This window comes from uncultured Kushneria sp., assembly GCF_947497025.1.
Lineage (GTDB): Bacteria > Pseudomonadota > Gammaproteobacteria > Pseudomonadales > Halomonadaceae > Kushneria.
The window spans coordinates 1-24,223 of sequence record NZ_CANMFC010000001.1; the positions used below are offsets into that span (position 1 = coordinate 1).

Annotated in this window: 19 protein-coding genes and 4 tRNA genes; 21 read left to right on the forward strand and 2 right to left on the reverse strand. The window is 55.6% G+C overall.

What is annotated here, in order from left to right; genetic code table 11:
- Both Q0931_RS00005 and Q0931_RS00010 read right to left on the reverse strand, forming a co-directional pair.
- A partial coding sequence (locus Q0931_RS00005; protein WP_299256002.1) for a hypothetical protein occupies positions 1-227 on the reverse strand: 227 nt, incomplete at its 3' end.
- A 46-nt stretch (positions 228-273) separates the two neighbouring features.
- Positions 274-1,641, reverse strand: a complete 1,368-nt coding sequence (locus tag Q0931_RS00010; RefSeq protein ID WP_299256004.1) for an MFS transporter — start codon at positions 1,639-1,641, stop codon at positions 274-276.
- A 686-nt stretch (positions 1,642-2,327) separates the two neighbouring features.
- On the opposite strand from Q0931_RS00010, the gene cyoA reads away from it, so the two are divergent.
- The 21 genes from cyoA (at position 2,328) to rpoC (ending at position 24,205) form a co-directional block, all read left to right on the forward strand.
- Positions 2,328-3,173, forward strand: coding sequence for a ubiquinol oxidase subunit II (gene cyoA / locus Q0931_RS00015; protein ID WP_299257214.1), 846 nt, complete (start codon positions 2,328-2,330; stop codon positions 3,171-3,173).
- Between the two features lie 2 nt (positions 3,174-3,175).
- On the forward strand, positions 3,176-5,152 hold the full coding sequence (cyoB, locus tag Q0931_RS00020) for a cytochrome o ubiquinol oxidase subunit I (RefSeq protein WP_299256006.1): 1,977 nt from the start codon (positions 3,176-3,178) through the stop codon (positions 5,150-5,152).
- A gap of 3 nt (positions 5,153-5,155) precedes the next feature.
- Positions 5,156-5,785, forward strand: coding sequence for a cytochrome o ubiquinol oxidase subunit III (gene cyoC, locus Q0931_RS00025; RefSeq protein WP_299256008.1), 630 nt, complete (start codon positions 5,156-5,158; stop codon positions 5,783-5,785).
- Positions 5,785-6,120, forward strand: coding sequence for a cytochrome o ubiquinol oxidase subunit IV (gene cyoD, locus Q0931_RS00030; RefSeq protein WP_299256009.1), 336 nt, complete (start codon positions 5,785-5,787; stop codon positions 6,118-6,120). The genes cyoC and cyoD overlap by 1 nt, the downstream gene beginning before the upstream one ends.
- Before the next feature lie 13 nt (positions 6,121-6,133).
- A complete protein-coding gene (cyoE, locus tag Q0931_RS00035) occupies positions 6,134-7,042 on the forward strand; it encodes a heme o synthase (RefSeq protein ID WP_299256011.1) in 909 nt (302 codons plus the stop codon).
- A 191-nt stretch (positions 7,043-7,233) separates the two neighbouring features.
- The gene (locus Q0931_RS00040) at positions 7,234-8,640 is read left to right on the forward strand and encodes a cytochrome ubiquinol oxidase subunit I (protein ID WP_299256013.1); all 1,407 of its coding nucleotides are present in this window, start codon (positions 7,234-7,236) and stop codon (positions 8,638-8,640) included.
- A 15-nt stretch (positions 8,641-8,655) separates the two neighbouring features.
- Positions 8,656-9,660, forward strand: a complete 1,005-nt coding sequence (gene cydB, locus Q0931_RS00045) for a cytochrome d ubiquinol oxidase subunit II (protein WP_299256015.1) — start codon at positions 8,656-8,658, stop codon at positions 9,658-9,660.
- 142 nt (positions 9,661-9,802) lie between these two features.
- Positions 9,803-10,783: a biotin--[acetyl-CoA-carboxylase] ligase gene (locus Q0931_RS00050; RefSeq protein ID WP_299256016.1), complete on the forward strand. Its 981-nt coding sequence runs from the start codon at positions 9,803-9,805 to the stop codon at positions 10,781-10,783.
- Positions 10,780-11,619, forward strand: a complete 840-nt coding sequence (locus tag Q0931_RS00055) for a type III pantothenate kinase (protein WP_299256018.1) — start codon at positions 10,780-10,782, stop codon at positions 11,617-11,619. Before Q0931_RS00050 ends, Q0931_RS00055 begins: the two co-directional genes overlap by 4 nt.
- A 114-nt stretch (positions 11,620-11,733) precedes the next feature.
- Positions 11,734-11,817: transfer RNA gene (locus Q0931_RS00060), tRNA-Tyr, on the forward strand.
- Between the two features lie 39 nt (positions 11,818-11,856).
- Positions 11,857-11,930: transfer RNA gene (locus Q0931_RS00065), tRNA-Gly, on the forward strand.
- A 15-nt stretch (positions 11,931-11,945) separates the two neighbouring features.
- Positions 11,946-12,020, forward strand: a tRNA-Thr gene (locus Q0931_RS00070).
- A gap of 114 nt (positions 12,021-12,134) precedes the next feature.
- Positions 12,135-12,210, forward strand: a tRNA-Trp gene (locus tag Q0931_RS00075).
- 67 nt (positions 12,211-12,277) lie between these two features.
- Complete coding sequence (gene secE, locus Q0931_RS00080) at positions 12,278-12,646, forward strand: preprotein translocase subunit SecE (protein ID WP_189517986.1); 369 nt, start codon at positions 12,278-12,280, stop codon at positions 12,644-12,646.
- Between the two features lie 8 nt (positions 12,647-12,654).
- The gene (gene nusG, locus Q0931_RS00085) at positions 12,655-13,188 is read left to right on the forward strand and encodes a transcription termination/antitermination protein NusG (protein WP_299256023.1); all 534 of its coding nucleotides are present in this window, start codon (positions 12,655-12,657) and stop codon (positions 13,186-13,188) included.
- 83 nt (positions 13,189-13,271) lie between these two features.
- Complete coding sequence (rplK, locus tag Q0931_RS00090; protein ID WP_299256025.1) at positions 13,272-13,703, forward strand: 50S ribosomal protein L11; 432 nt, start codon at positions 13,272-13,274, stop codon at positions 13,701-13,703.
- Between the two features lie 2 nt (positions 13,704-13,705).
- Positions 13,706-14,398, forward strand: coding sequence for a 50S ribosomal protein L1 (gene rplA, locus Q0931_RS00095; protein ID WP_299256027.1), 693 nt, complete (start codon positions 13,706-13,708; stop codon positions 14,396-14,398).
- Positions 14,399-14,632: 234 nt separating this feature from the next.
- Positions 14,633-15,139, forward strand: coding sequence for a 50S ribosomal protein L10 (rplJ, locus tag Q0931_RS00100; RefSeq protein ID WP_108842847.1), 507 nt, complete (start codon positions 14,633-14,635; stop codon positions 15,137-15,139).
- A gap of 66 nt (positions 15,140-15,205) precedes the next feature.
- Positions 15,206-15,580, forward strand: coding sequence for a 50S ribosomal protein L7/L12 (gene rplL / locus Q0931_RS00105; RefSeq protein WP_299256033.1), 375 nt, complete (start codon positions 15,206-15,208; stop codon positions 15,578-15,580).
- A 251-nt stretch (positions 15,581-15,831) separates the two neighbouring features.
- On the forward strand, positions 15,832-19,908 hold the full coding sequence (rpoB, locus tag Q0931_RS00110) for a DNA-directed RNA polymerase subunit beta (RefSeq protein WP_299256035.1): 4,077 nt from the start codon (positions 15,832-15,834) through the stop codon (positions 19,906-19,908).
- An 82-nt stretch (positions 19,909-19,990) separates the two neighbouring features.
- Complete coding sequence (rpoC, locus tag Q0931_RS00115; RefSeq protein WP_299256037.1) at positions 19,991-24,205, forward strand: DNA-directed RNA polymerase subunit beta'; 4,215 nt, start codon at positions 19,991-19,993, stop codon at positions 24,203-24,205.
- Positions 24,206-24,223 lie beyond the last annotated feature (18 nt).

The following is a 24,223-nucleotide window of genomic DNA, read 5'->3' on the forward strand; positions in this document are numbered from 1 at the left end:
GAAGCGCGCAGACGGGCAGCGACCTCGGCCGCCGCGTGATGGGCGGGTCGGGCAAACAGAAAGTTGGCCCGTGAGGGTCGATAACGACAGCGTTTCAGCCGACGTCTGTGATTGTCCTGGAAGAGAATAGTGCGCCCTAAATTGCCCTCGCGGCCCATCGTGGCCCTGTCTGATAATGGCATTTTTCTGTCGTACCATGAATTAAAGACAATAAAAAAGACATCCATCAGGATGCCTTTTTATGAATAATTATTTCTGAAAGCAGAGTCTGAATTACGACGATATCTGCAGCCAGTGCGTCAGCGCTTCTCGATCAATAGAGTCGCGATCAACCTTCAAATAAGCTACATCCTCTTCCTTGACGACCAATGCATCTTCGATGCCTTTAATGTTCTTGAGCTCTCTACTGCACTCGCTACTATCAGTGATTTTTTTCCCCTTTAGAGAAATAACTTCACTTGAAAGATGCTTGGGGACAGTCATGTTAAGGATGGACAGAAACCATAAGGCACCGAGTGCAGCGGCAAAAAGAAAGACGGCGTCGATACCGAAATGACCGGCCACTGCGCCGCCCAGACCGCCGCCCACGCTGGCGCCCAAAAACTGACTGGTAGAATACACACCCATGGCCGTGCCTTTGGCGCCCGCAGGGGAGAGCTTGCTGATCATGGACGGCAGCATGGCTTCCATCAGATTAAAGCCGGTAAAGAATACCAACAGCAGCAGGATCAATACCCACTTGGTCTGTCCTGTCTCGCCAAGGCCCAGAAGTGCCAGAGTCATGGCAATCACCGCGCCCATGAATACCATTTTCATGTGGCGATATTTCTCTGCCGCAATGATCAATGGCACCATGGCAAAAAAGCCAACCGCCATGACAGGAAGGTATACCCAACCATGATACTGGGCATCAATGCCGAGGTTTTCGAGCCTGAGCGGCAGGGCAATGAAGCAGCCTGTCAAAATGGCATGAAGGGCAAAAATTGAGAAATTCAGACGCAGGAGTTCGCTCTGAAACAGCATTTTTCTCAATTGCCGAGGGTCTACACCGACATCACGATGTTGTCTTGCCGGCGCTGCAGGTACCAGTCGCCAGAGAATCAAAAGACCAACAAGCGCCAGAAGGGCCGTACTCCAGAAAACGCCTGAAAGTCCGAATACCTCTGCCAGAAACGGTCCCAGTGCCATAGCCAGACCAAAGGCAACGCCAATGCTTATGCCAATGGCTGCCATGGCAGTAGTTCTTGTTTCCTCTCTGGTCTTGTCTGCCAGCAATGCCATAAGAGCACCGGCGATGGCGCCACTGCCCTGTAAACAGCGACCGGCAATAACGCCGTAGATGGAGGTTGAAAGTGCAGCCATGACACTGCCTGCAAAAAAAAGCAGCAACCCAAGGGCGATAATCTGTTTGCGACCCAAGCGATCGGAAAGCGTGCCAAAGGGAATCTGCAAGATGGCCTGTGTCAGACCATAACCGCCAAGCGCAATGCCGATCAGAAATGGTGTGGCGCCCTCAAGCTCTCGCGCATAAAGAGCAAGTACAGGCAGTACCATGAAAAGCCCCAGCATGCGAAAAGCATACAATATGCCCAGGCCGGTGATGGCACGGTACTCGCCCGCATTCAATGAAATTCGTTTCATGATTCTCCGGAGACCTTGAAGCAGGCCCTTATTTTAACGGTCTGACCATACATGGATGAAGCGCTGAAAAAGGCCTGGTCGAGGGATGGTGGAACAGGCTACCCATGTGACGAATGGAATTGAGAGAAGGTTCCATGTATCATGCCGCGGTGTTTTGTCGCAGTGGTTCAAGGCTGTTTACCCGATATTTTTGCCTGTTGTTGTTTAAGAATGCTTTCATGAAGCGGTGCGGTGGCGAAGTGCCTACTCACACGAAGGCATCGTGAAGGCGTGCACTCTAATGATAAAGTCTAAATAAGGCTTTATCGCAGCACTTGAAGTCAACGGGCGAAAAACTGAACAATAGCGGTGGCAGTGTATAGTGCCATGCAGGGCTGTCATGCCTGCGGCTTTCAGTCAGTCAGATGACGTTCATGTCACCTCCTTGCTGGGAGCAGTCACAGGCAGGGAACATCCGTCCAGGACAGTCACTTCCAATGATAAAACCATCAGACACTCCTGCAGCGTCAGGCTGTCTGGCGCGGTAAATGCCGTCCGTGAACGTTGCTGTCAGGTCGTGATCGGAAGCGGGCAGGTACCTGTCACGCATTTCCGGCCCTGTGGTCGGGTAAAAGCGAAGTGTTCAAGCTGGCCGTTCAAGAGAGCGTGAGATGAGAAAATGGAACTATCCAGACATTCTGAAAAGAATGTCACTGCTTGCTACTGTCGCGTTTGTGCTCAGTGGTTGTACGGGGTCAAGCCTTCTTGATCCCAAGGGGCCAATCGGCGCTGAACAGAAATATCTGATCATGACATCGTTCTTCCTGATGATGATCGTGGTCATTCCCGTCATTGTCATGACGCTTTTGTTCGCGTGGCGTTACAACTACATCAAGAATGCAAAGTATTCGCCCAACTGGTCTCATTCCAACAAGATCGAAGTTGTGGTCTGGGCTGTTCCACTCGCCATTATCCTGATTCTGGGGATCCTGACATGGCGCAGCACCCACGCTCTGGATCCGCATCGCGTGCCCGAGTCTGACAGGGATCCAATCGTCATTCAGGTCATGGCGCTGGACTGGAAATGGCTGTTTGTCTATCCGGAACAGGGCATTGCCTCTGTCAATGAGCTGGCCTTCCCGGTGGATACGCCGATCGAGTTCCGTGTGACCTCCAACAGTGTCATGAACTCCTTCTTCATCCCGCAGCTTGGCAGCCAGATCTACGCCATGGCTGGTATGGAGAACACCGTTCATCTGCTGGCCAGCGAGGAAGGCACATACCCCGGTATGTCGGCCAACTACAGCGGTCACGGGTTCAGCGGTATGCACTTCAAGGCATTGGCAACGTCGGATGAAGGTTTCCAGCAGTGGGTTGACAGTGTTCGACAGTCTTCGGAAACCCTGCAGCAGGATAGTTTCAACGAGCTGGCCAAACCCAGCCGAAACAACCCGGTCGAGTATTTCTCTTCCGTAACGCCTGGCCTGTATACCGATATTGTCAACAGTTACATCACGTCGGGCGATAGCTCGCATCATGGGGCTGAGGAGTAAACATGTTCGGCAAACTTAGTATCGAGGCCGTCCCCTACCACGAACCCATCGTTATGGTGGTTCTGGCCGTGGCGGCGGTGATGGGATTGGGAGTAGTTGCGGCTATTACCTATTTCAAGAAGTGGGGGTATCTCTGGAAGGAGTGGATTACCTCCGTGGATCACAAGCGACTGGGCGTGATGTATATCCTCGTCGCCATTGTCATGCTGATCCGTGGTTTTTCCGACGCCATCATGATGCGCTCCCAGCAGGCTATTGCCTCGGGTGGCGCAGAGGGCTATCTGCCGCCCGAACACTATGACCAGATCTTTACCGCGCACGGCGTCATCATGATCTTTTTCATGGCCATGCCGTTCATGGTGGGTCTGATGAATATTGCCGTACCGCTGCAGATCGGTGCTCGCGACGTTGCCTTCCCGTTTCTGAACTCGTTGAGCTTCTGGCTTACGGTTGCCGGCGTTATTCTGGTCAACGTCTCTCTGGGTGTGGGCGAGTTTGCTGCTACCGGCTGGCTGGCCTATCCGCCGCTGTCCGATATTCAGTACAGTCCGGGCGTTGGCGTGGATTACTGGATATGGAGTCTACAGATATCAGGTATCGGTACACTGCTGACCGGTGTGAACTTCTTCGTCACCATTCTGAAGATGCGTGCCCCCGGCATGACCCTGATGAAAATGCCGATGTTCACCTGGACGGCGCTGTGCACCAACGTCCTGATCATCACGGCCTTCCCGATCCTGACGGTCACCATCGCACTGCTGACGCTTGACCGTTACATCGGCACCCATTTCTTTACCAATGACATGGGCGGCAACCAGATGATGTACGTCAACCTCATCTGGGCGTGGGGCCACCCCGAAGTCTACATTCTGGTACTGCCTGCTTTCGGTATCTTCGCCGAGGTTGTTGCGACCTATTGCAAGAAGCGTCTGTTCGGCTACACCTCGATGGTCTATGCCACGGTCGCCATTACCGTACTGTCGTTCATTGTCTGGCTGCACCACTTCTTCACCATGGGTGCCGGTGCCAACGTGAACTCCTTCTTTGGTATCGCCACGATGATCATTGCGATCCCGACCGGGGTCAAAATCTTCAACTGGCTGTTCACCATGTATGAAGGTCGAGTTCAGTTCACTGTTCCGATGGCCTGGACGCTGGGCTTTCTCATCACCTTCACGATTGGTGGTATGACCGGTGTACTGCTGGCCGTGCCGGGCGCTGACTATGTACTGCACAACAGTCTGTTTTTGATCGCGCACTTCCATAACGTCATCATCGGCGGCGTTGTCTTCGGTTATCTGGCAGGTTTCACCTACTGGTTCCCGAAAGTGTTCGGATTCAAACTCGACGAAAAGCTTGGCAAGGCCTCTGCATGGTGCTGGATCGTGGGCTTCTTCACGGCCTTCATGCCGCTGTATGCACTCGGCTTCATGGGCATGACCCGTCGTCTGAACAGCTACGACAATCCGGACTGGCATTTCCCGTTGATCATCGCCGCCATTGGCGCCCTGATCATCGCCTGTGGTATTGCCTGTCAGCTGCTGCAGCTTTTTGTCAGCATCAAGAATCGTCACCAGAACATCGACGAAACCGGTGATCCGTGGGGCGGTCGTACGCTGGAATGGTCCATTCCTTCACCGGCTCCGTTCTACAACTTCGCACATACGCCTGTTGTTGAAGAGCGTGACGCTTTCTGGCACATGAAGGAGAAGGGCATCAGCGAGCAGAAGCCCGCCGAATACCAGGATATCCACATGCCGAAAAACACCTCGGCCGGATTCTTCATCGGTATCATTGCTTCTGTCTTCGGCTTTGCGCTGATCTGGCATATCTGGTGGCTGGCCATCGTTTCCGCTATCGGTATCTTCGTCACCATGGTGCTGCGTACCTTCAACGACGATATTGACTATTACGTTCCTGCTGCCGAAGTCGAGCGCATCGAAAGTCAGCGTTATCAAAAATTGTCAAATCAGGCGTAACACATGTCGACACAATCAATGACCAATCAGGACGCTCATGCCCACGGGCATGAGCACGATGACCATGAGCATCATGATCCAGTAGCGACCAAGGTATTTGGTTTCTGGATCTACATCATGAGTGACTGCGTACTGTTTGCATCGATTTTTGCAACCTACGCAGTGCTTGGCACGAACTATGCCGGTGGCCCCACCTCGCATGAGCTGTTCGAGCTGCCCTTTGTTCTGGTGGAAACCTTCGTACTGCTGGCCAGTAGCTTCATGATCGGGCTGGCAACGCTTGCCATGAACAAGGGCAACAAGCAGGGCACCATGCTCTGGCTGGCTCTGACGCTGATACTGGGCGCGGTATTCGTCAGTCTGGAAATCTATGAGTTCCATCACTTCATTTCCGAAGGGGCCGGACCTCAGCGCAGTGCCTTCCTGTCGTCCTTCTTTACGCTGGTCGGCACGCACGGTCTGCACGTTACCTCGGGTGTCATCTGGGCCATTATTCTCCTGATCCAGATTGCCACCAAGGGTCTGAACGACATGAACCGGTCGCGCCTGATGTGTCTGAGCCTGTTCTGGCACTTCCTGCACATCATCTGGATCTGCGTCTTCACCATCGTCTATCTGATGGGGGTCATCTAATGTCCAATCAGCACCATTCACAGGAAAGTCACGATCATGGCAGCGTCAAGTCCTATACCACGGGCCTGATTCTTTCCATCATCCTGACCGTCATTCCCTTTGGTCTGGTCATGACCGGCGCACTGTCGGCCATGACAACACTGGCTGCCATCATGATCATGGCAGTGGTTCAGATCGTGGTACAGGTCGTGTATTTCCTTCACCTTAATGAAGGTTCCGGACCGCGCTGGAACATGATCTCGCTGTGGTTCACGATCCTGATCGTAGGCATCGTGGTCGTCGGTTCGGTATGGATCATGTTCCATCTCAATCACAACCTGATGGTAGGGATGTAAGAAGCCTGTCCCGATGCTCAAAAGATATCTCCTGCTAACGAAGCCGGGCATTGTCTTCGGCAATCTGATCTCGGTAACAGGGGGATTCTTTCTGGCCTCGAGAGGAAGCATCGACCTGGTGTTGTTTTTCGCCACCGTTATCGGGGTGTCGCTGGTCGTTGCTTCCGGTTGTGTATTCAATAATGTCATTGATCGTGACATTGACGAGTACATGGCGCGCACGCAAAAGCGTGCGCTTGTCGAAGGCACGATTGATGTTCGCTCTGCGCTGATCATGGCCTGCCTGCTGGGTACAGCAGGCTTTTTACTTTTATTGATGGTTGCCAATCCGCTGGCTGCGGGTGTGGCCCTGTTTGGTTTTGCCATTTACGTTGGCGCCTATAGCCTCTGGCTCAAACGTCATTCGGTTCATGGCACGCTGATCGGTAGTCTGTCCGGTGCTGCACCTCCGGTCATTGGCTATTGCGCAGTCAGCAACCAGTTTGACCTTGGTGCGCTGCTGGTATTGTTGATTTTCAGTCTCTGGCAAATGCCGCATTCCTATGCAATTGCCATTTTCAGGCTGGAAGATTATCGGGCCGCCTCCATTCCCGTGCTTTCTGTTGCAAAGGGTGTGGCTTCTGCCAAGCGCCAGACAGTTGCCTACATTGTGGCGTTTGGTTTGGCCGCCACGCTCCTGACGTTGACGGGGTATACCGGCTACGTCTACCTGGTGGTCATGACTGTCATGACGCTTTACTGGCTCTACATTGCCATTACCCGTTATGGCCAGGGCGATGATAGCCGCTGGGCCCGTCAGCTTTTTGGGATTTCGATACTGGTCGTCACTGTTCTGAGTGCCGTCATGGCGATCGATTACCAAAAGCCTGCTTCGGAAATCACAACGGCACAGCTTGACCTGAAAGCACCTCTACACGTCTAATCAATTCAATGCTGTATTGACGTTCCGGTCGATCAGCATTGCCTTTCATGCTTGCCTGATGTGGTTGTCTTTGCTTTTGTTGGTCCGTGGTCATGCGACATGATGTCCCGAGGCTTTCACTTTTTCGCGTGAATGCTCTAACTTCATAGTTTCCGTGACTGTCCAGAACCCAAGGCAGGAGAGCCAAGCCAATGCTGGGGTTTGAAGCTTTAGACCTGGCGCGCTTCCAGTTCGCCTTTACCGTTTCCTTTCATATTCTTTTTCCCGCTTTTTCGATCGGCCTTGCAAGTTACCTGATGGTGCTGGAAGGGCTGTGGTTAAAAACGGGTAACGAGATTTACCATAATCTGTACCGCTTCTGGGTGCGCATCTTTGCCGTGGTCTTCGGTCTGGGGGTTGTCTCCGGTGTTGTCATGGCCTATGAGTTCGGCACCAACTGGAGTGGCTTTGCCGAAAGGGCTGGCGACATTACCGGGGTGCTATTGACCTATGAGGTGTTGACGGCCTTTTTCATGGAAGCCGGCTTCCTCGGCATCATGCTGTTCGGTGAAGGGCGGGTCAGTAGACGGTTGCATTTTTCGGCAACCTGCCTCGTAGCCGTTGGTACCCTGATTTCGATGACCTGGATCCTGATGTCCAACAGCTGGATGCAGACCCCAGCCGGCTATGAGGTCATCGATGGGCGCTTTGAGCCATCCAACTGGCTCGAGATCATGTTCAACCCGTCCTTCCCGTATCGCATTGTCCATATGGGACTGGCTGCCTTTATTTCGGTCGGATTTGTTGTTGGAGGTGTGGGCGCCTACCACCTTCTGCGCAACCGTCGTGACCAGGCCGCACGCAAGATGTTCTCCATGGCAATGTGGGCCATTCTGGTTGCGCTGCCTGTACAGATCATTGCAGGCGACATGCACGGCCTGAATACGCTGGAACATCAGCCTGCCAAGGTAGCGGCGATGGAAGGCCACTGGGAGAACGAGCCAGACCAGAAGGGTATGCCACTGGTGCTGTTTGCTCTGCCAAGCATGAATGACGCTGCCAATCACTTTGAGCTGAAGGTTCCCTATGCCAGCAGCCTGATCCTGACCCACACACTTGATGGCAAGATTCAGGGGCTCAAGGACTGGCCTCGTGACGAATGGCCTGATGTGCCACTGGTATTCTGGAGCTTCAGAATCATGGTGGGACTGGGCATGCTGATGCTGGGCATGGGCGTCGTGGGGCTGTTTCTGCGCTGGAGAGGGCAGCTTTATGAGGCTCGCTGGTTCCAGCGGCTCGCCCTGTTTACAACACCGGTAGGCTTTATTGCCCTGCTGGCTGGCTGGATCACGACAGAAGCCGGTCGCCAGCCCTGGGTGGTCTACGGCATGCTGCGAACCGAAGACGCTGTCTCAATGCACAGTGTGGGCAGCATGCTGACAACGCTGATCGGCTTTATGGTTGTCTACGCCATCATCTTTGGCATCGGGATCTACTATATGTTGAGACTGATCCGGTCCGAGCCGATGAACATGGTGCCTTCCGGCGGGCCGGGCCATGAGCGTCAGCCCAAGCGGCCCATGTCGGCGGCCGACGGCAGTTTCGAAGAGCAAAATTGATGGGGAGCCATGAGCATGACAATTGATCTGCCAGTCATCTGGTACCTGCTGATCGGTTTTGCTGTCGCCATGTACGTCATGATGGACGGCTTTAGCCTGGGCGTCGGAATCCTGTTTCCCTTCATCAAGGGCGACGAGAATCGCGATGTCATGATGAATACTGTGGCACCGGTATGGGATGGCAACCAGACGTGGATGATTCTGGGGGGGGCCGGTCTTTATGGTGCCTTCCCATTGGCGTATTCGGTCATTCTGCCCGCCATGTATCTTCCCTTGATCCTGATGCTGCTGGCATTGATCTTTCGGGGAATTGCCTTTGAGTTTCGCTTTAAATCGAACCGTTCACGCAAATGGTTTGACCTTGCATTCAGCGGCGGTGCCATGGTGGCGACCTTTAGTCAGGGTGTAGTGCTTGGCGGCATCATCAATGGCCTGGCGGTTTCGGAGCGTGCCTACCAGGGCGGCACCTTTGACTGGTTCTCACCATTTGCGTTGTTTACTGGACTGGCGCTCATGGCAGGTTATGCACTGCTGGGCGCCGGTTGGTTGATCATGAAAACCGAAGGGGATCTGCAAAAGCGGTTTTATCAGCTGGCCCGTCCCCTGACGCTATTGCTGGTGGCTTCCATGATCGTCATCAGTGTGTGGACGCCGCTTTCCAATGGTCGAATTGCCGAACGCTGGTTTACCTTTCCCAATATTGCCTGGTTTGCACCGGTGCCGATTCTGGTCGCCCTGCTTTCCTGGAGTATCTGGAACGGGGTGACGCATAGCCATGAGCGTCGTCTGTTTTTCAAGGTGCTGGGACTGTTCTTTCTCGGGCTCTCGGGGCTGGTCATCAGCTTTTTCCCCTTGATCATTCCGCCGGACATTACGCTTTGGGATGCGGCTTCGGCTCGGGCCAGCCAGTCGTTCCTGATTGTTGGCTATGTCATTCTGGTGCCCATTGTGCTCATTTACACGGCCTACAGTTATTATGTCTTTCGAGGCAAGGTGCGTGCCGGTGAGGGCTATCACTAGGATCAAATCCTGCGTTCAGAGATTACAAAGGGTACCCAAACGGGTACCCTTTTTGTTTTTCGTGCATTGCACTGGTTTCTAAAGAACAATGTCCGCCGCAATGCAGGCGGATAAAAGGATTTCAGGATATGAACACAACGCCATGAGTGTCAGTGATCTGATTAGACTGATGAGCGATGGTGCCTTTCATTCAGGTGAGGCACTGGGCAGAGAGGTTGGCGTCTCGCGAACAGCGATATGGAAACAGCTGCGCAAGCTTGAAGGGCTGGGACTGTCTGTCGAGACGACAAGAGGCTGTGGATATCGCCTGCTCAATCCACCAGAACCCCTACGGGGTGCTGATATCGTGGCCAACCTGTCACGACCGGCACGTCAATGTCTCAAGCATCTTTTTGTAGAAGATTCGATCGGCTCTACCAACACCTTTCTGCTGGAGCGCTTTGCTCAGGGCGCCGGGCATGGCGAAGTCTGTCTTGCCGAGTGGCAGAGTGCCGGAAGAGGGCGGCGTGGCCGGTCGTTCTACAGTGAATGGGGAGGTAATATTCACTTCTCTATTGGCTGGCAGTTTGAAAGCGGGGTAGGGGCACTGGAAGGTCTGAGCCTGGCGGTTGGGGTCATCATGGCGGATCTTCTATCAGAGCGGGGAATAGACGTTCAGCTGAAATGGCCCAATGATCTGCTGATATCAACGGCTTCGGGGATGTCCAAGCTCGGCGGCATTCTGGTCGAGGTTCGAGGCGATACCTCAGGGCCCTGTCAGGTAGTGATTGGAATCGGGGTCAATGTCCGTCTTTCCGAAAAGGGGAGGGCGGGTATTGAACAATCGGTGGCTGCCCTTGCTGATCTGACGCCCGATGTGTCGCGTAATGCCCTTGTCAGCGCCATAATCGAGGCGCACATGCAGATGCTGGGACGCTTTGAGGAGGCAGGGTTCACTGCCTGGCGTGATCGCTGGAACGATTATCATGTTTACCAGAACAGACCGGTTCGGATCTATCAGGGCAGTACCGTCAGCGAGGGTATGGCAAAAGGGGTCGATGACACAGGTAATCTGATTGTCAGTATCCATGGTGAGGACAGGCGCTTTGCCGGCGGCGAAGTCAGTTTGCGTGGTTGCTCATGATTCTGGATCTGGATATTGGCAACACGTTGTCGAAATGGCGTCTCAAGGATCGAAAAACCAGCGACATTCGGGCTCGGGGAGCCATGTGGACGCGTGACGAATGGCGCTCGGGCGCCGATATTCCTGATCTGGATATCGTCGATGTCATTCGCATATCAAACGTAGCGCGCAAGGACGTGCTGGAAGATACGGTCAGACTCTTGAGGCGACGCGTTGATGCCATTCATATCGCGCACTCCTCCCCTGAGGCGCTGGGCATTCGTAATGGATACGACACGCCTGAGCGATTGGGGGTGGATCGCTGGCTTGGCGTACTGTCCGGGTATCAGCTGACAGGCGGTTGCTGCACCGTAGACTGTGGCAGTGCTATCACCATGGATGCCGTGCTGCCGGGCGGGCAGCATATCGGAGGCTATATCATCCCGGGGCTCAGGCTCATGAAAGAGAGCCTCAAGCTTGGAACCCGCAAGGTGGTAATTGATCCTGAGCAGGACGCGCTTCATGTACTCTCACTAGGCACCAATACCGTGGATGCGGTTAATCACGGCGTTTTCATGGCCGCAATCAGCGCCATTAACCGCCTTTACATGGAAATCTGCGACAGTCAGGGCATGGCGCTGCCACTGTTGATTACCGGGGGCGATGCGGCACTCGTATCACGCGGGCTTCGCCTGCCGCATGCCCATTGGCCGGACATGGTCTATGCGGGGCTTGAGGCCCTCTTTCCGATAACGTCCGCCGAAGAGCAGGGTGTGCTGGCAGGTATGCCCAGGATGATCGAGCCGGCGAATTTAACGGAAATGCGCAGGGCGCTTGCGTTTACGCAGCTGCTCTGACAGAATGCGCCGCGTTCCAGAAAGCAGGGCATGCCGGTAAACAGCACGATATGCATGTGGAAAGGAACAAGGCTTGACAGGCCTTCTTGGATCGGTATAATTTTCCGCCAAGTTGGAGGGATTCCCGAGTGGCCAAAGGGAGCAGACTGTAAATCTGCCGCGCGAGCTTCGGAGGTTCGAATCCTCCTCCCTCCACCAAGATTTTTTCGATCACCAGGTGATTGAAAGATTGGGTAAGCGGGCATAGTTTAATGGTAGAACCTCAGCCTTCCAAGCTGATGATGCGGGTTCGATTCCCGCTGCCCGCTCCAGTTGTAAAGGGTTATGCTCATGTAGCTCAGGGGTAGAGCACACCCTTGGTAAGGGTGAGGTCGACGGTTCAATTCCGTCCATGAGCTCCATTCAGGGCGAGCCGGGAGGGTCGCCCTTTTTAGTCCGATGTGTGGGTTGTCGTGCATCGGGCTTTTTGATATCGTGCACGCCGCTCGCAAAGGTGATCACGACGACGATGTTACAGGCCAGTAGCTCAATTGGCAGAGCAGCGGTCTCCAAAACCGCAGGTTGGGGGTTCAAGTCCCTCCTGGCCTGCCAGTCTTCCTCAGATTGGCAGCTTTTGTGTGTAAATCGATTGCCGCACTCCTGAGGAGTTTTCTTCCCCATGAAACAGACCGCCGAAGTGCAGGATACCCGTTTTGATGCGCTCAAGTGGGCTGCTGCTGTGGTGCTTGTCGCTGTTGCGGTAGCGGGTAATGTCTATTTTGCCGATCAGCCGATGATTTATCGTGTGGTCGGCGTTGTCGTGCTGGTTGTGGCGGCGCTGGGTATTGCGCTGACGACCGGGCGAGGACGTGAGCTTACCTCGCTTGCCAGAAACGCCAAGAAGGAAATTCAGCGTGTTGTCTGGCCTACCCGCCAGGAAACCTTTCAAACGACCGCTATCGTGCTTGGCGCAGTTGTCATCGTGGGCCTGTTGCTCTGGCTGATTGATATGTTCTTCGGTTGGCTGGTGTCGACTCTCATTGGTTAGGAGCTTGCATGACTAAGCGCTGGTACGTTGTCCACGCCTACTCTGGTTTTGAAAAGCAGGTCATGCGTTCATTGGTCGAGCGTGTGAAGCTTTACGAAATGGAAGACCATTTCGGCGAAATACTGGTGCCTACGGAAGAAGTCGTTGAAATGCGCGATGGGAAGCGTCGCAAAAGCGAACGCAAGTTTTATCCCGGTTACGTGCTGGTTGAAATGGCGATGGATGACCGCAGTTGGCACCTTGTTAATGAAACACCCAGAGTGATGGGGTTTATTGGCGGAACGCCCGAGAAGCCCGCCCCCATTACGCCCAATGAGGCGGAAGCCATTCTGCGTCGTGTTCAGGATGGTACCGAAAAGCCACGACCCAAGACCATGTTCGATGCTGGCGAGACCGTCCGGGTTGCCGATGGTCCCTTTGCAGACTTCAATGGCGTGGTGGAAGAAGTCAATTATGAAAAGAGCCGTCTGCAGGTCAGTGTACTGATCTTCGGGCGCTCTACGCCCGTCGAGCTTGAGTTCTCGCAGGTCGAGAAAATTTAGGCTTGAAGGGTGCTGGTGATGCAGCAACGCTGCATCGATAGTCCGGGGAGCCGCAAGGCGCTATTACCCAATCGGAGTTCATCATGGCCAAGAAAGTTCAGGCTTACATCAAGCTGCAGGTCGCAGCGGGTAAAGCCAATCCCAGTCCGCCGGTAGGTCCGGCACTCGGTCAGCACGGCGTTAACATCATGGAGTTCTGCAAGGCATTTAACGCAGAAACCCAGGAGATGGAAGCCGGTCTGCCGACACCTGTCGTCATCACGGTCTATTCCGACCGCAGCTTTACGTTCATTACCAAGACGCCACCGGCGCCGGTGCTGCTCAAAAAGGCTGCAGGCATCAAGTCCGGTTCTGGTGAGCCGAACAAGAAGAAGGTCGGTACAGTCACGCGTGAGCAGATTGAAGAAATTGCTCGCACGAAAGAGCCTGACCTGACGGCTGCCGATCTTGAAGCTGCATTGCGTACCATTGCTGGTACTGCTCGCAGCATGGGCCTGAACGTGGAGGGTCTCTGATCATGGCCAAGCTTTCCAAGCGTATGAAGCTGATTCGCGATCGTGTTGATGCTTCACGTGTCTACAGTGTTGATGAAGCTGCTGCACTGCTGTCCGAGATTTCCTCCGTGAAATTCAAGGAAAGTGTAGAAATCGCTGTTAACCTGGGTGTTGATCCGCGTAAATCGGATCAGGTTGTACGTGGCGCTACCGTGCTGCCCAACGGCACAGGTCGTGACGTTCGCGTTGCGGTCTTTGCTCAGGGCGCAGCAGCTGATGCCGCGCGTGAAGCCGGTGCCGAAATTGTTGGCATGGACGATCTGGCTGCCGAAGTCAAAAAGGGCAACCTTGATTTTGACGTCGTCATTGCAGCGCCCGATGCCATGCGTGTTGTCGGTCAGCTGGGTCAGATTCTGGGTCCTCGCGGCCTGATGCCCAACCCCAAGGTAGGCACTGTAACGCCTGACGTTGCGACGGCTGTCAAGAATGCCAAGGCGGGTCAGGTGCGTTTCCGTACCGACAAGAACGGCATCATTCATGCGGGTATCGGCAAGGTCGATTTCACGCCTGAAGCCCTGCGTGGCAATCTGGAAGCACTGGTCAATGATCTGAAAAAGCTCAAGCCCAGCACTTCCAAAGGGGTTTATCTCAAAAAGATTTCCCTGTCCACGACCATGGGTCCTGGCGTTACTATCGATCATTCCTATCTGAACTGATCGATATTTACCGATTGCTTTGCGGTCCCCGTGCCCGTGGTGGAACGGGGCGCCGTCAAAGACCGCAGGTGTCGTCCCAAGGGGCGGCTTAATCATTTGCCCTGAGCAGGTGGCCTGCGCAGATGGCGCCTGTTGCCAGCCGGCAACACGCCATCATCCACTCTGTTGTATGTCCTCAGCAGATGGTAACCACGATGGCCATCCTTTCGGGTGGCCGGCACGAGGAGTGAAGATATGCCCCTGGGTCTTGAAGACAAGAAGGCAATTGTCGCTGAGGTCAGCGAAACTGCCGGACAGGCGCTCTCCGTTGTCGTAGCCAATTCTCGCGGTGTCGACGTGAGCGCCATGACGGCGCTGCGTAAAAAGGCCCGCGATAACGGCGTCCAGCTGCGTGTTGTGCGTAACACGCTGGCACGTCGCGCCCTGCAGGGCACTTCATGGGAGTGCCTGAACGAGACTTTTGTTGGTCCGTCTCTGCTGGCGTTTTCTCTTGAGCATCCAGGCGCCGGCGCGCGTCTGCTCAGGGATTTCGCTCGCGAACAGCCCAAGTTCGAAGTCAAGGCGCTGGCCTACGAAGGCGAGCTGATCGATGCGCAGGATATCGATCGTCTGGCAAGCCTGCCGACCTACGACGAAGCTATCGCCAAGCTGATGTCCGTCATGAAGGAAGCTTCTGCCGGCAAACTGGTACGCACGCTTGCAGCGCTGCGCGACCAGAAGCAGGAAGAAGAAGCGGCCTGATCGACGTATCATCCAGGCAAATTTCATCGGGCAGTCATTTGCCCCGCAAAGTACAGGAATGCAAACATGGCACTGAGCAAAGAAGACATCATCAACGCTGTTGCTGAAATGTCCGTCATGGAAGTCGTCGACCTGATTGAGTCGATGGAAGAGAAGTTTGGCGTCAGCGCCGCTGCAGCAGTTGTTGCAGGTCCGGGCGCCGGCGGTGAAGCCGCAGCTGTTGAAGAGCAGACTGAATTTGACCTGATCCTGACGGCTGCTGGTGACAAGAAGGTCAACGTCATCAAGGTCGTTCGCGAGATCACCGGTCTGGGCCTCAAGGAAGCCAAGGGCGCCGTCGACGGTGCTCCGGCTACTCTGAAGGAAGGCATGTCGAAAGAAGATGCCGAAGAAGCCAAGAAGAAGCTGGAAGAAGCTGGCGCTTCCGTGGAACTCAAGTAATCAGTGTTCTGCCTGAAAGCGCTATAGCATGACGGCTGGTGGCGGTCAGATGAGCTGACCGCCGCCGGCCTTTTTCTGTTGCCGGATGGGCTTAGCGTGCTTACCACACACCGCGAGTACGCTAAGGCGATCCGGAAAACTTCAAGCGGCGAGCTTTCTTCCAGGAAGCTTGCCGTTGGCGCCTGATGGAGCCAATCCGCTGGTGTACCGATCACGCCAGTCACTCATGGTGAACAAGCTGGGGATTACAGATGGCTTACTCATACACTGAGAAAAAACGCATCCGCAAGGATTTCGGCAAACTGCCCCAAGTAATGGATGTGCCTTACCTGCTGGCCATCCAGCTTGATTCCTATTATGACTTCCTGCAGCAGGATCGTGCCCCTGAAGGTCGCCATGATATTGGTCTGCATGCCGCCTTCAAGTCCGTGTTCCCGATTGAAAGCTTTTCGGGCAATGCGGCACTCGAATATGTCAGCTATCGCTTTGGTACTCCTGCCTTTGATGTCAAGGAATGCCAGCTGCGAGGCGTGACCTATTCCGCACCCCTGCGTGTCAAGGTACGTCTGATCATCTACGATCGCGAATCTTCAAACAAGGCGATCAAGGATATCAAGGAGCAGGAAGTCTACATGGGGGAAATCCCCCTGATGACCGAGAACGGTACCTTTGTAGTCAATGGTACCGAACGCGTTATTGTTTCTCAGCTCCACCGCAGCCCGGGCGTGTTCTTTGATCACGACAAGGGCAAGAGCCACTCATCGGGCAAACTGCTGTATTCGGCACGAGTGATTCCTTATCGCGGCTCCTGGCTTGACTTCGAGTTTGATCCGCGTGACAACGTCTTCGTGCGTATCGACCGTCGTCGCAAGCTGCCGGCAACCGTGCTGATGCGCGCGCTGGGATATAGTGCCGAGGATATTCTCGGTTACTTCTTCGACACTGATGTCTATCACGTCGAAAGAAACGGCTTCTCTGTTCAGCTGGTGCCGTCGCGTCTGCGTGGCGACACAGCCAGCTTCGATATGACCGACAATGATGGCAATGTCATCGTTGAAGAAGGTCGTCGTATTACCCAGAAGCATATCCGTCAGCTTGAAAAGGCGGGCATCGAGCGTCTTGACGTCCCGATGGAGTACCTCCTTGGCAAGACGCTGGCAAAGGATCAGGTTGATCCCAATACCGGTGAGCTGCTGGTGGCCTGCAATACCGAACTGACGCTTGAAATGCTCGAAAAGCTGGGTCAGGCCGGCATCAAGACCATCGAGACGCTGTATACCAACGATCTGGATACCGGATCGTTCATCTCTGACACACTGCGTGTTGATTCCACTGGTTCGCAGCTTGAAGCGCTGGTTGAAATCTATCGCATGATGCGTCCGGGTGAGCCGCCGACCAAGGAAGCGGCTGAATCGCTGTTCAACAATCTGTTCTTCAGCGAAGACCGCTATGACCTGTCCGGCGTTGGCCGTATGAAGTTCAACCGTCGCTTGCGCCGTGATACCGACGAAGGTCCGGGTGTTCTGACCCACAGCGATATCATTGATGTACTCCGAGAACTCATCAATATTCGTAACGGATTTGGCGATGTCGATGACATTGACCACCTGGGTAACCGTCGTATTCGTAGTGTTGGTGAAATGGCCGAAAACCAGTTCCGTGTGGGTCTGGTTCGCGTTGAGCGTGCGGTCAAGGAACGTCTGTCGATGGCCGAAAGCGAAGGCCTGATGCCGCAGGACCTGATCAATGCCAAACCGGTTGCGGCGGCGGTCAAGGAGTTCTTCGGCTCTTCTCAGCTTTCCCAGTTCATGGACCAGAACAATCCGCTGTCCGAGGTCACGCACAAGCGTCGTGTGTCCGCGCTCGGGCCGGGTGGTCTGACTCGTGAACGTGCCGGCTTTGAAGTGCGTGACGTACACGCCACGCACTATGGTCGTCTGTGCCCGATCGAGACCCCTGAAGGCCCGAACATCGGTCTGATCAACTCGCTGGCCACCTATAGCCATACCAACCACTATGGTTTCCTCGAGACGCCCTACCGCAAGGTGGAAAATCGTCAGGTGACCGATGAGGTCGTGCACCTTTCGGCGATCGAGGAAGGTGATTTCATCATCGCTCAGGCCTCGGCCACGGTCGATGAGAATGGTCAGCTGATTGACGACCTGGTTCAGGTTCGTCACCGGGGTGAAACCACCTTCATGGCGCCTGACAAGGTGACCCTGATGGATGTGTCGCCGCGCCAGGTCGTGTCGGTGGCTGCTGCCCTGATCCCGTTCCTCGAGCATGATGACGCCAACCGCGCCCTGATGGGTTCGAACATGCAGCGTCAGGCGGTGCCGACCCTGAAGGCCGACAAGCCTCTGGTCGGAACCGGCATGGAACGTTTTGTGGCACGTGACTCCGGCGTTTGCGCCGTCGCTCGACGTGGTGGTCTGGTGGACTCCGTGGACGCCAAGCGCATCGTTATCCGGGTCAATGAAGATGAAATCATCGGCGGTGAAGCCGGTGTAGATATCTACAACCTGACGAAATACGTGCGCTCCAACCAGAACACCTGTCAGAACCAGCGCCCCATCGTGCGCCAGGGAGACCGGATTGCCATTGGCGATATTCTGGCAGATGGTCCGTCGGTCGATACCGGAGATCTGGCGCTGGGTCAGAATATCCGTATCGCCTTCATGCCCTGGAATGGCTACAACTTCGAAGACTCCATGCTGATCTCGGAGCGCGTGGTTGAAGAAGACCGCTTTACCACGATCCATATTCAGGAGCTGACCTGCGTATCGCGTGATACCAAGCTGGGCGCCGAGGAAATCACCTCGGATATTCCCAACGTGGGCGAAGCGGCACTGGGCAAGCTTGATGAATCCGGCGTGGTCTATATCGGTGCCGAGATCAATCCGGGCGACATTCTGGTCGGCAAGGTGACGCCAAAGGGCGAAACCCAGCTGACACCGGAAGAGAAGCTGCTGCGCGCCATCTTTGGTGAGAAGGCCAGCGATGTGAAGGATACGTCGCTGCGTGCTTCCACCGGGATGCGCGGTACGGTCATCGACGTTCAGGTCTTTACCCGTGACGGCGTTGACAAGGATGCGCGTGCGCTTTCCATCGAGCAGCAGCAGCTGGACGAAGTACGCAAGGATCTGCAGGAAACCTATCGCATCGCCGAGAACGCGACCTTTGAACGTCTGCAGCGCACATTGTCCGGGCAGCCGGTCAACGGTGGGCCGCGACTTTCCAAGGGCGATGTGGTCACCGACGAGTATCTCGAAGAGCTGCCGCGCTCTCAGTGGTCGAAGATCCGTATGCAGGATGAGGCGCTCAACGAGCTGCTGCATCAGGCCGATGAGCAGCTGGAAATTCGCCGCAAGGAGATGGAGGAGCGTTTCGAGGACAAGAAGCGCAAGCTCACTCAGGGCGATGATCTCGCGCCGGGCGTGCTGAAGATCGTCAAGGTGTATCTGGCTGTCAGGCGTCGTATCCAGCCCGGTGACAAGATGGCCGGTCGTCACGGTAACAAGGGTGTCATCTCGGCCATCATGCCGGTTGAAGACATGCCATTCGATGACGAGGGAACGCCAGTCGACATCGTGCTCAACCCGCTGGGTGTTCCATCGCGCATGAACGTGGGTCAGATTCTTGAAACGCATTTGGGCATGGCGGCTCATGGTCTGGGTGTCAAGATCGATCGCATGATGCGAAATGCACGTGAGCAGCAGCTCACCGAGATTCGCGAGTTCCTGCATCAGGTGTACAACACCAGCGGCGGGCGCCAGGAAAACATTGATGAGCTGACCGACGATGAAGTGCTGGCCCTGGCCAGGAACCTCTCGGGCGGCGTGCCGATTGCTTCTCCGGTGTTCGATGGTGCCCATGAGCAGGAAATCAAGGGCCTGCTCCGTCTGGCCGATCTGCCGGACTCCGGTCAGATGGCGCTTTACGATGGCCGTACCGGCGAGAAGTTTGATCGTCCGGTGACGGTGGGTTACATGTACATGCTCAAGCTCAACCACCTTGTGGATGACAAGATGCATGCGCGTTCCACTGGCTCGTATTCGCTGGTCACTCAGCAGCCGCTTGGCGGCAAGGCGCAGTTCGGCGGCCAGCGCTTCGGCGAGATGGAAGTCTGGGCACTCGAAGCCTATGGCGCCGCCTATACGCTGCAGGAAATGCTGACGGTCAAGTCTGACGATGTCGAAGGGCGTACCAAGATGTACAAGAGCATCGTCGACGGCGATCACAGCATGCAGGCGGGTATGCCTGAATCCTTCAACGTACTGGTCAAGGAAATCCGCTCGCTGGGTATCGACATCGAGCTGGAAGGCTAAACGCCGCCTTTACCTATGAAGGTCCGCGGGGCCCTGATTGATCGGGCCCCGCTCATGACAACTCCGCAACGGAGCCGACCCCATGAAAGATCTGGTCAAAGTTCTTAAATCGCAGGCGCAGTCTGAAGAGTTTGATGCCATTCGGATTTCGCTTGCTTCTCCGGACATGATCCGCAGCTGGTCGTTTGGCGAGGTCAAAAAGCCCGAGACCATTAACTACCGGACGTTCAAGCCAGAACGTGACGGCCTGTTCTGTGCCAAGATTTTTGGTCCGGTCAAGGATTACGAGTGCCTGTGCGGCAAGTACAAGCGCATGAAGCACCGTGGCATCATCTGTGAAAAGTGCGGCGTCGAAGTGACTAAGGCGTCCGTGCGTCGCGAGCGGATGGGCCATATCGAACTGGCGTCTCCCGTCGCGCACATCTGGTTTCTGAAGTCGCTGCCGTCGCGTATCGGCATGCTGCTGGACATGACCCTGCGTGATATCGAGCGCGTGCTCTATTTCGAGTCCTTCGTGGTCATCGATCCCGGCATGACGACGCTTGAGCGCGGTCAGCTGCTCAACGATGAGCAGTATTTCGAAGCGCTTGAAGAGTTTGGCGACGATTTCGATGCCCGCATGGGCGCCGAGGCCGTACAGGCGCTGCTGTCCGATATCGATCTGGGCGAAGAGATCGATCGTCTGCGTGAGGAAATTCCGCAGACCAACTCGGATACCAAGATCAAGAAGCTGTCCAAGCGCCTCAAGCTGCTGGAAGCCTTCTATCGTTCCGGCAACCATCCAGGCTGGATGGTCATGGAAGTGCTGCCGGTACTGCCGCCGGATCTGCGTCCGCTGGTGCCGCTGGACGGTGGCCGCTTTGCAACGTCTGATCTCAACGACCTCTATCGTCGTGTGATCAACCGTAACAATCGTCTCAAGCGTCTGCTGGACCTGTCTGCGCCGGATATTATCGTCCGCAATGAAAAACGCATGCTGCAGGAATCGGTCGATGCCCTGCTGGACAACGGTCGTCGCGGTCGTGCCATCACCGGCTCGAACAAGCGTCCGCTGAAGTCACTGGCTGACATGATCAAGGGCAAGCAGGGACGTTTCCGTCAGAACCTGCTGGGCAAGCGTGTTGACTATTCCGGTCGTTCGGTTATCACCGTAGGCCCCACCCTGCGTCTGCATCAGTGCGGTCTGCCCAAGAAGATGGCGCTTGAGCTGTTCAAGCCCTTCATCTATTCGAAGCTGCAGGGCAGTGGCCAGGCCTCGACCATCAAGGCGGCCAAGAAGCTGGTAGAGCGTGAAATGCCCGAGGTGTGGGACATTCTCGCCGACGTTATCCGTGAACATCCGGTACTGTTGAACCGCGCGCCGACGCTGCACCGTCTGGGCATCCAGGCGTTCGAGCCGATGCTGATCGAAGGCAAGGCCATTCAGCTGCATCCGCTCGTTTGTGCGGCCTATAACGCCGACTTTGACGGCGACCAGATGGCCGTGCACGTGCCACTGACGCTGGAGGCCCAGCTCGAAGCGCGTGCACTGATGATGTCGACCAACAACGTGCTATCGCCGGCCAACGGTGATCCCATCATCGTCCCGTCGCAGGACGTGGTACTGGGTCTGTACTACATGACCCGCGAGCGCATCGGTGCCAAGGGCGAAGGCATGGCCTTCTCTGACCTCAATGAGGTTGAGCGCGCCTTCGGTACCCAGAACGTGGATCTTCATGCTCGCATTCGTGTTCGTCTGAGCGAATGGGCGCGTGATGAAGAGAGCGGTGAGCTGGTCGAGCAGGTCTCGGTCAAGGATACCACCGTGGGGCGTGCGCTTTTGTATCGCATCGTGCCGCGTGGCATGCCGTTCGAAATGGTCGATAAGTCCATGAAGAAAAAGGCGATTTCCCAGCTGATCAACGCCGGCTACCGTCTGGTGGGTCTGAAGGAAACCGTCATCTTTGCCGACCAGCTGATGTACACCGGTTTCCGTCTGGCGACCTGGTCGGGCGCCTCCATCGGTGTTAACGACTTCGTGATTCCCGACTCCAAGAAGGAGATCATCGAAGCGGCCGAGGACGAAGTGAAGGAAATCGAGGATCAGTTCTCCTCGGGTCTTGTCACGGCAGGCGAGAAGTACAACAAGGTCATCGATATCTGGTCCAAGGCGAACGACAAGGTCGCCCGTGCCATGATGACCGGTATTTCCAAGGAGACGGTGACCGACCGCGAAGGCAACGAGGTCGAGCAGGATTCGTTCAACAGCGTCTTTATCATGGCGGATTCCGGTGCTCGTGGTAGTGCGGCCCAGATTCGCCAGCTGGCCGGCATGCGCGGTCTGATGGCCAAGCCGGATGGCTCGATCATCGAAACGCCGATCACGGCCAACTTCCGTGAAGGTCTGAACGTACTGCAGTACTTCATCTCGACGCACGGTGCTCGTAAGGGTCTGGCGGATACGGCCCTAAAGACGGCCAACTCCGGTTATCTGACGCGTCGTCTGGTCGATGTGGCTCAGGATGTGGTCGTCACCGCGGTCGATTGCGGCACGGAAGAGGGTCTGACGCTGCATCCGGTCATCGAGGGTGGCGATATCATCGTCTCGCTGGCCGAGCGTGTTCTGGGTCGTGTCGTGGCCCGCGATGTCGTGGACCCGCAGACGCAGGAAGTACTGATTCCGCGCAACACGCTGTTGGACGAGGCATGGTGCAATCGCCTCGATACCATGGGTGTCGATGAAATTGTGGTGCGCTCGACCATCACCTGTGAAACGGCACATGGTGTCTGCTCTTCCTGCTACGGGCGCGATCTGGCCCGTGGCCATGTGGTCAACGTGGGCGAATCGGTGGGCGTCATTGCGGCACAGTCGATCGGTGAGCCGGGTACTCAGCTGACCATGCGTACCTTCCACATCGGTGGTGCGGCCTCGCGTGCTTCAGCCGTGGACAGTGTCCAGGTCAAGCATGGTGGCAGCGTTCGACTGCACAACATGAAGCATGTTGAGCGCAGCGACGGCAAGCTGGTCGTTGTCTCGCGCTCCAGTGCGCTGGCCGTTGCCGATGAGCATGGCCGCGAGCGTGAGTACTACAAGCTGCCCTATGGCGCCGAACTGTCCATCAAGGACGGTGCCCAGGTTGAGCCCGGCCAGGTGGTTGCCAAGTGGGATCCGCACACACATCCGATCGTTTCGGAAGTGCAGGGTCGCATTCAGTTCACTGACATGGAAGAAAACGTCACCATCAATAGAAGTGTTGATGAAATGACGGGGCTTTCATCCATTGAGGTGATCGAGTCCGGTAACCGTCCGACGTCCGGCCGCGACAAGCGCCCGATGATCATGCTGCAAAACGAGCATGGTGAGGCAGTATCACTGCCGGGGTCCAATACACCGGTACAGTACATGCTGCCCGGCAATGCGATTGTTTCCGTTGACGATGGTTCTGCGATCGGCATCGGTGAGGTGGTTGCTCGTATCCCGGTAGAAGCGTCCGGCAACAAGGACATCACTGGTGGCTTGCCGCGCGTTGCCGACTTGTTTGAAGCGCGCAAGCCCAAGGAAGCCTCGGTTCTGGCTGAAGCCACGGGCACCATTACCTTCGGCAAGGAAACCAAGGGCAAGCGTCGTCTAATGATTACACCTGCCGATGGCGATCCGATCGAAATGCTGATTCCCAAGTGGCGTCAGATCGGTGTCTTCGAAGGCGAAACCGTTGAGCGTGGTGAGGTCATTTCCGATGGCCCCAGCAATCCGCATGACATTCTGCGTCTGCTGGGTGTGAGTGAGCTGGCCAAGTACATCACGGCGGAAATTCAGGACGTTTATCGCCTGCAGGGCGTTGGCATCAATGACAAGCATATCGAAGTCATCGTGCGTCAGATGTTGCGCAAGGTAGAGATTATCGATGCTGGAGACAGTACGCTGATTCCAGGTGACCAGGTCGAACTGGTGCGTGTACTGGCAGAAAATGCCCGGCTGCAGGAGCAGGAGAAGTTTCCTGCCAAATACGACCGTGTGCTGCTGGGCATTACCAAGGCATCGCTGGCAACCGAATCCTTTATTTCGGCAGCGTCCTTCCAGGAGACCACGCGTGTACTGACCGAAGCAGCCGTCACCGGCAAGCGCGACTATCTGCGTGGTTTGAAGGAGAACGTGGTAGTTGGTCGTCTTATTCCGGCAGGCACAGGGCTTACCCATCATGCCGAGCGTCGTCGCAGGAAGGAGGGGGCCGCACGTGCCCCCCATCCTTCGGCCTTCGATGTCGAGCAGCAGCTGGGTGAGCATCTGACTGCGCTGGATGCTGACGACGATCTCTAAAGGTAGACAGGTCCTGCG

What these genes read in the sequence shown, in the direction of transcription:
- Q0931_RS00010 (WP_299256004.1), bottom strand. Translation starts at nt 1,641, where the DNA reads ATGAAACGAATTTCATTGAATGCGGGCGAGTACCGTGCCATCACCGGC.
- cyoA (WP_299257214.1), top strand. Translation starts at nt 2,328, where the DNA reads ATGTCACTGCTTGCTACTGTCGCGTTTGTGCTCAGTGGTTGTACGGGG.
- cyoB (WP_299256006.1), top strand. Translation starts at nt 3,176, where the DNA reads ATGTTCGGCAAACTTAGTATCGAGGCCGTCCCCTACCACGAACCCATC.
- cyoC (WP_299256008.1), top strand. Translation starts at nt 5,156, where the DNA reads ATGTCGACACAATCAATGACCAATCAGGACGCTCATGCCCACGGGCAT.
- cyoD (WP_299256009.1), top strand. Translation starts at nt 5,785, where the DNA reads ATGTCCAATCAGCACCATTCACAGGAAAGTCACGATCATGGCAGCGTC.
- cyoE (WP_299256011.1), top strand. Translation starts at nt 6,134, where the DNA reads ATGCTCAAAAGATATCTCCTGCTAACGAAGCCGGGCATTGTCTTCGGC.
- Q0931_RS00040 (WP_299256013.1), top strand. Translation starts at nt 7,234, where the DNA reads ATGCTGGGGTTTGAAGCTTTAGACCTGGCGCGCTTCCAGTTCGCCTTT.
- cydB (WP_299256015.1), top strand. Translation starts at nt 8,656, where the DNA reads ATGACAATTGATCTGCCAGTCATCTGGTACCTGCTGATCGGTTTTGCT.
- Q0931_RS00050 (WP_299256016.1), top strand. Translation starts at nt 9,803, where the DNA reads ATGAGTGTCAGTGATCTGATTAGACTGATGAGCGATGGTGCCTTTCAT.
- Q0931_RS00055 (WP_299256018.1), top strand. Translation starts at nt 10,780, where the DNA reads ATGATTCTGGATCTGGATATTGGCAACACGTTGTCGAAATGGCGTCTC.
- secE (WP_189517986.1), top strand. Translation starts at nt 12,278, where the DNA reads ATGAAACAGACCGCCGAAGTGCAGGATACCCGTTTTGATGCGCTCAAG.
- nusG (WP_299256023.1), top strand. Translation starts at nt 12,655, where the DNA reads ATGACTAAGCGCTGGTACGTTGTCCACGCCTACTCTGGTTTTGAAAAG.
- rplK (WP_299256025.1), top strand. Translation starts at nt 13,272, where the DNA reads ATGGCCAAGAAAGTTCAGGCTTACATCAAGCTGCAGGTCGCAGCGGGT.
- rplA (WP_299256027.1), top strand. Translation starts at nt 13,706, where the DNA reads ATGGCCAAGCTTTCCAAGCGTATGAAGCTGATTCGCGATCGTGTTGAT.
- rplJ (WP_108842847.1), top strand. Translation starts at nt 14,633, where the DNA reads ATGCCCCTGGGTCTTGAAGACAAGAAGGCAATTGTCGCTGAGGTCAGC.
- rplL (WP_299256033.1), top strand. Translation starts at nt 15,206, where the DNA reads ATGGCACTGAGCAAAGAAGACATCATCAACGCTGTTGCTGAAATGTCC.
- rpoB (WP_299256035.1), top strand. Translation starts at nt 15,832, where the DNA reads ATGGCTTACTCATACACTGAGAAAAAACGCATCCGCAAGGATTTCGGC.
- rpoC (WP_299256037.1), top strand. Translation starts at nt 19,991, where the DNA reads ATGAAAGATCTGGTCAAAGTTCTTAAATCGCAGGCGCAGTCTGAAGAG.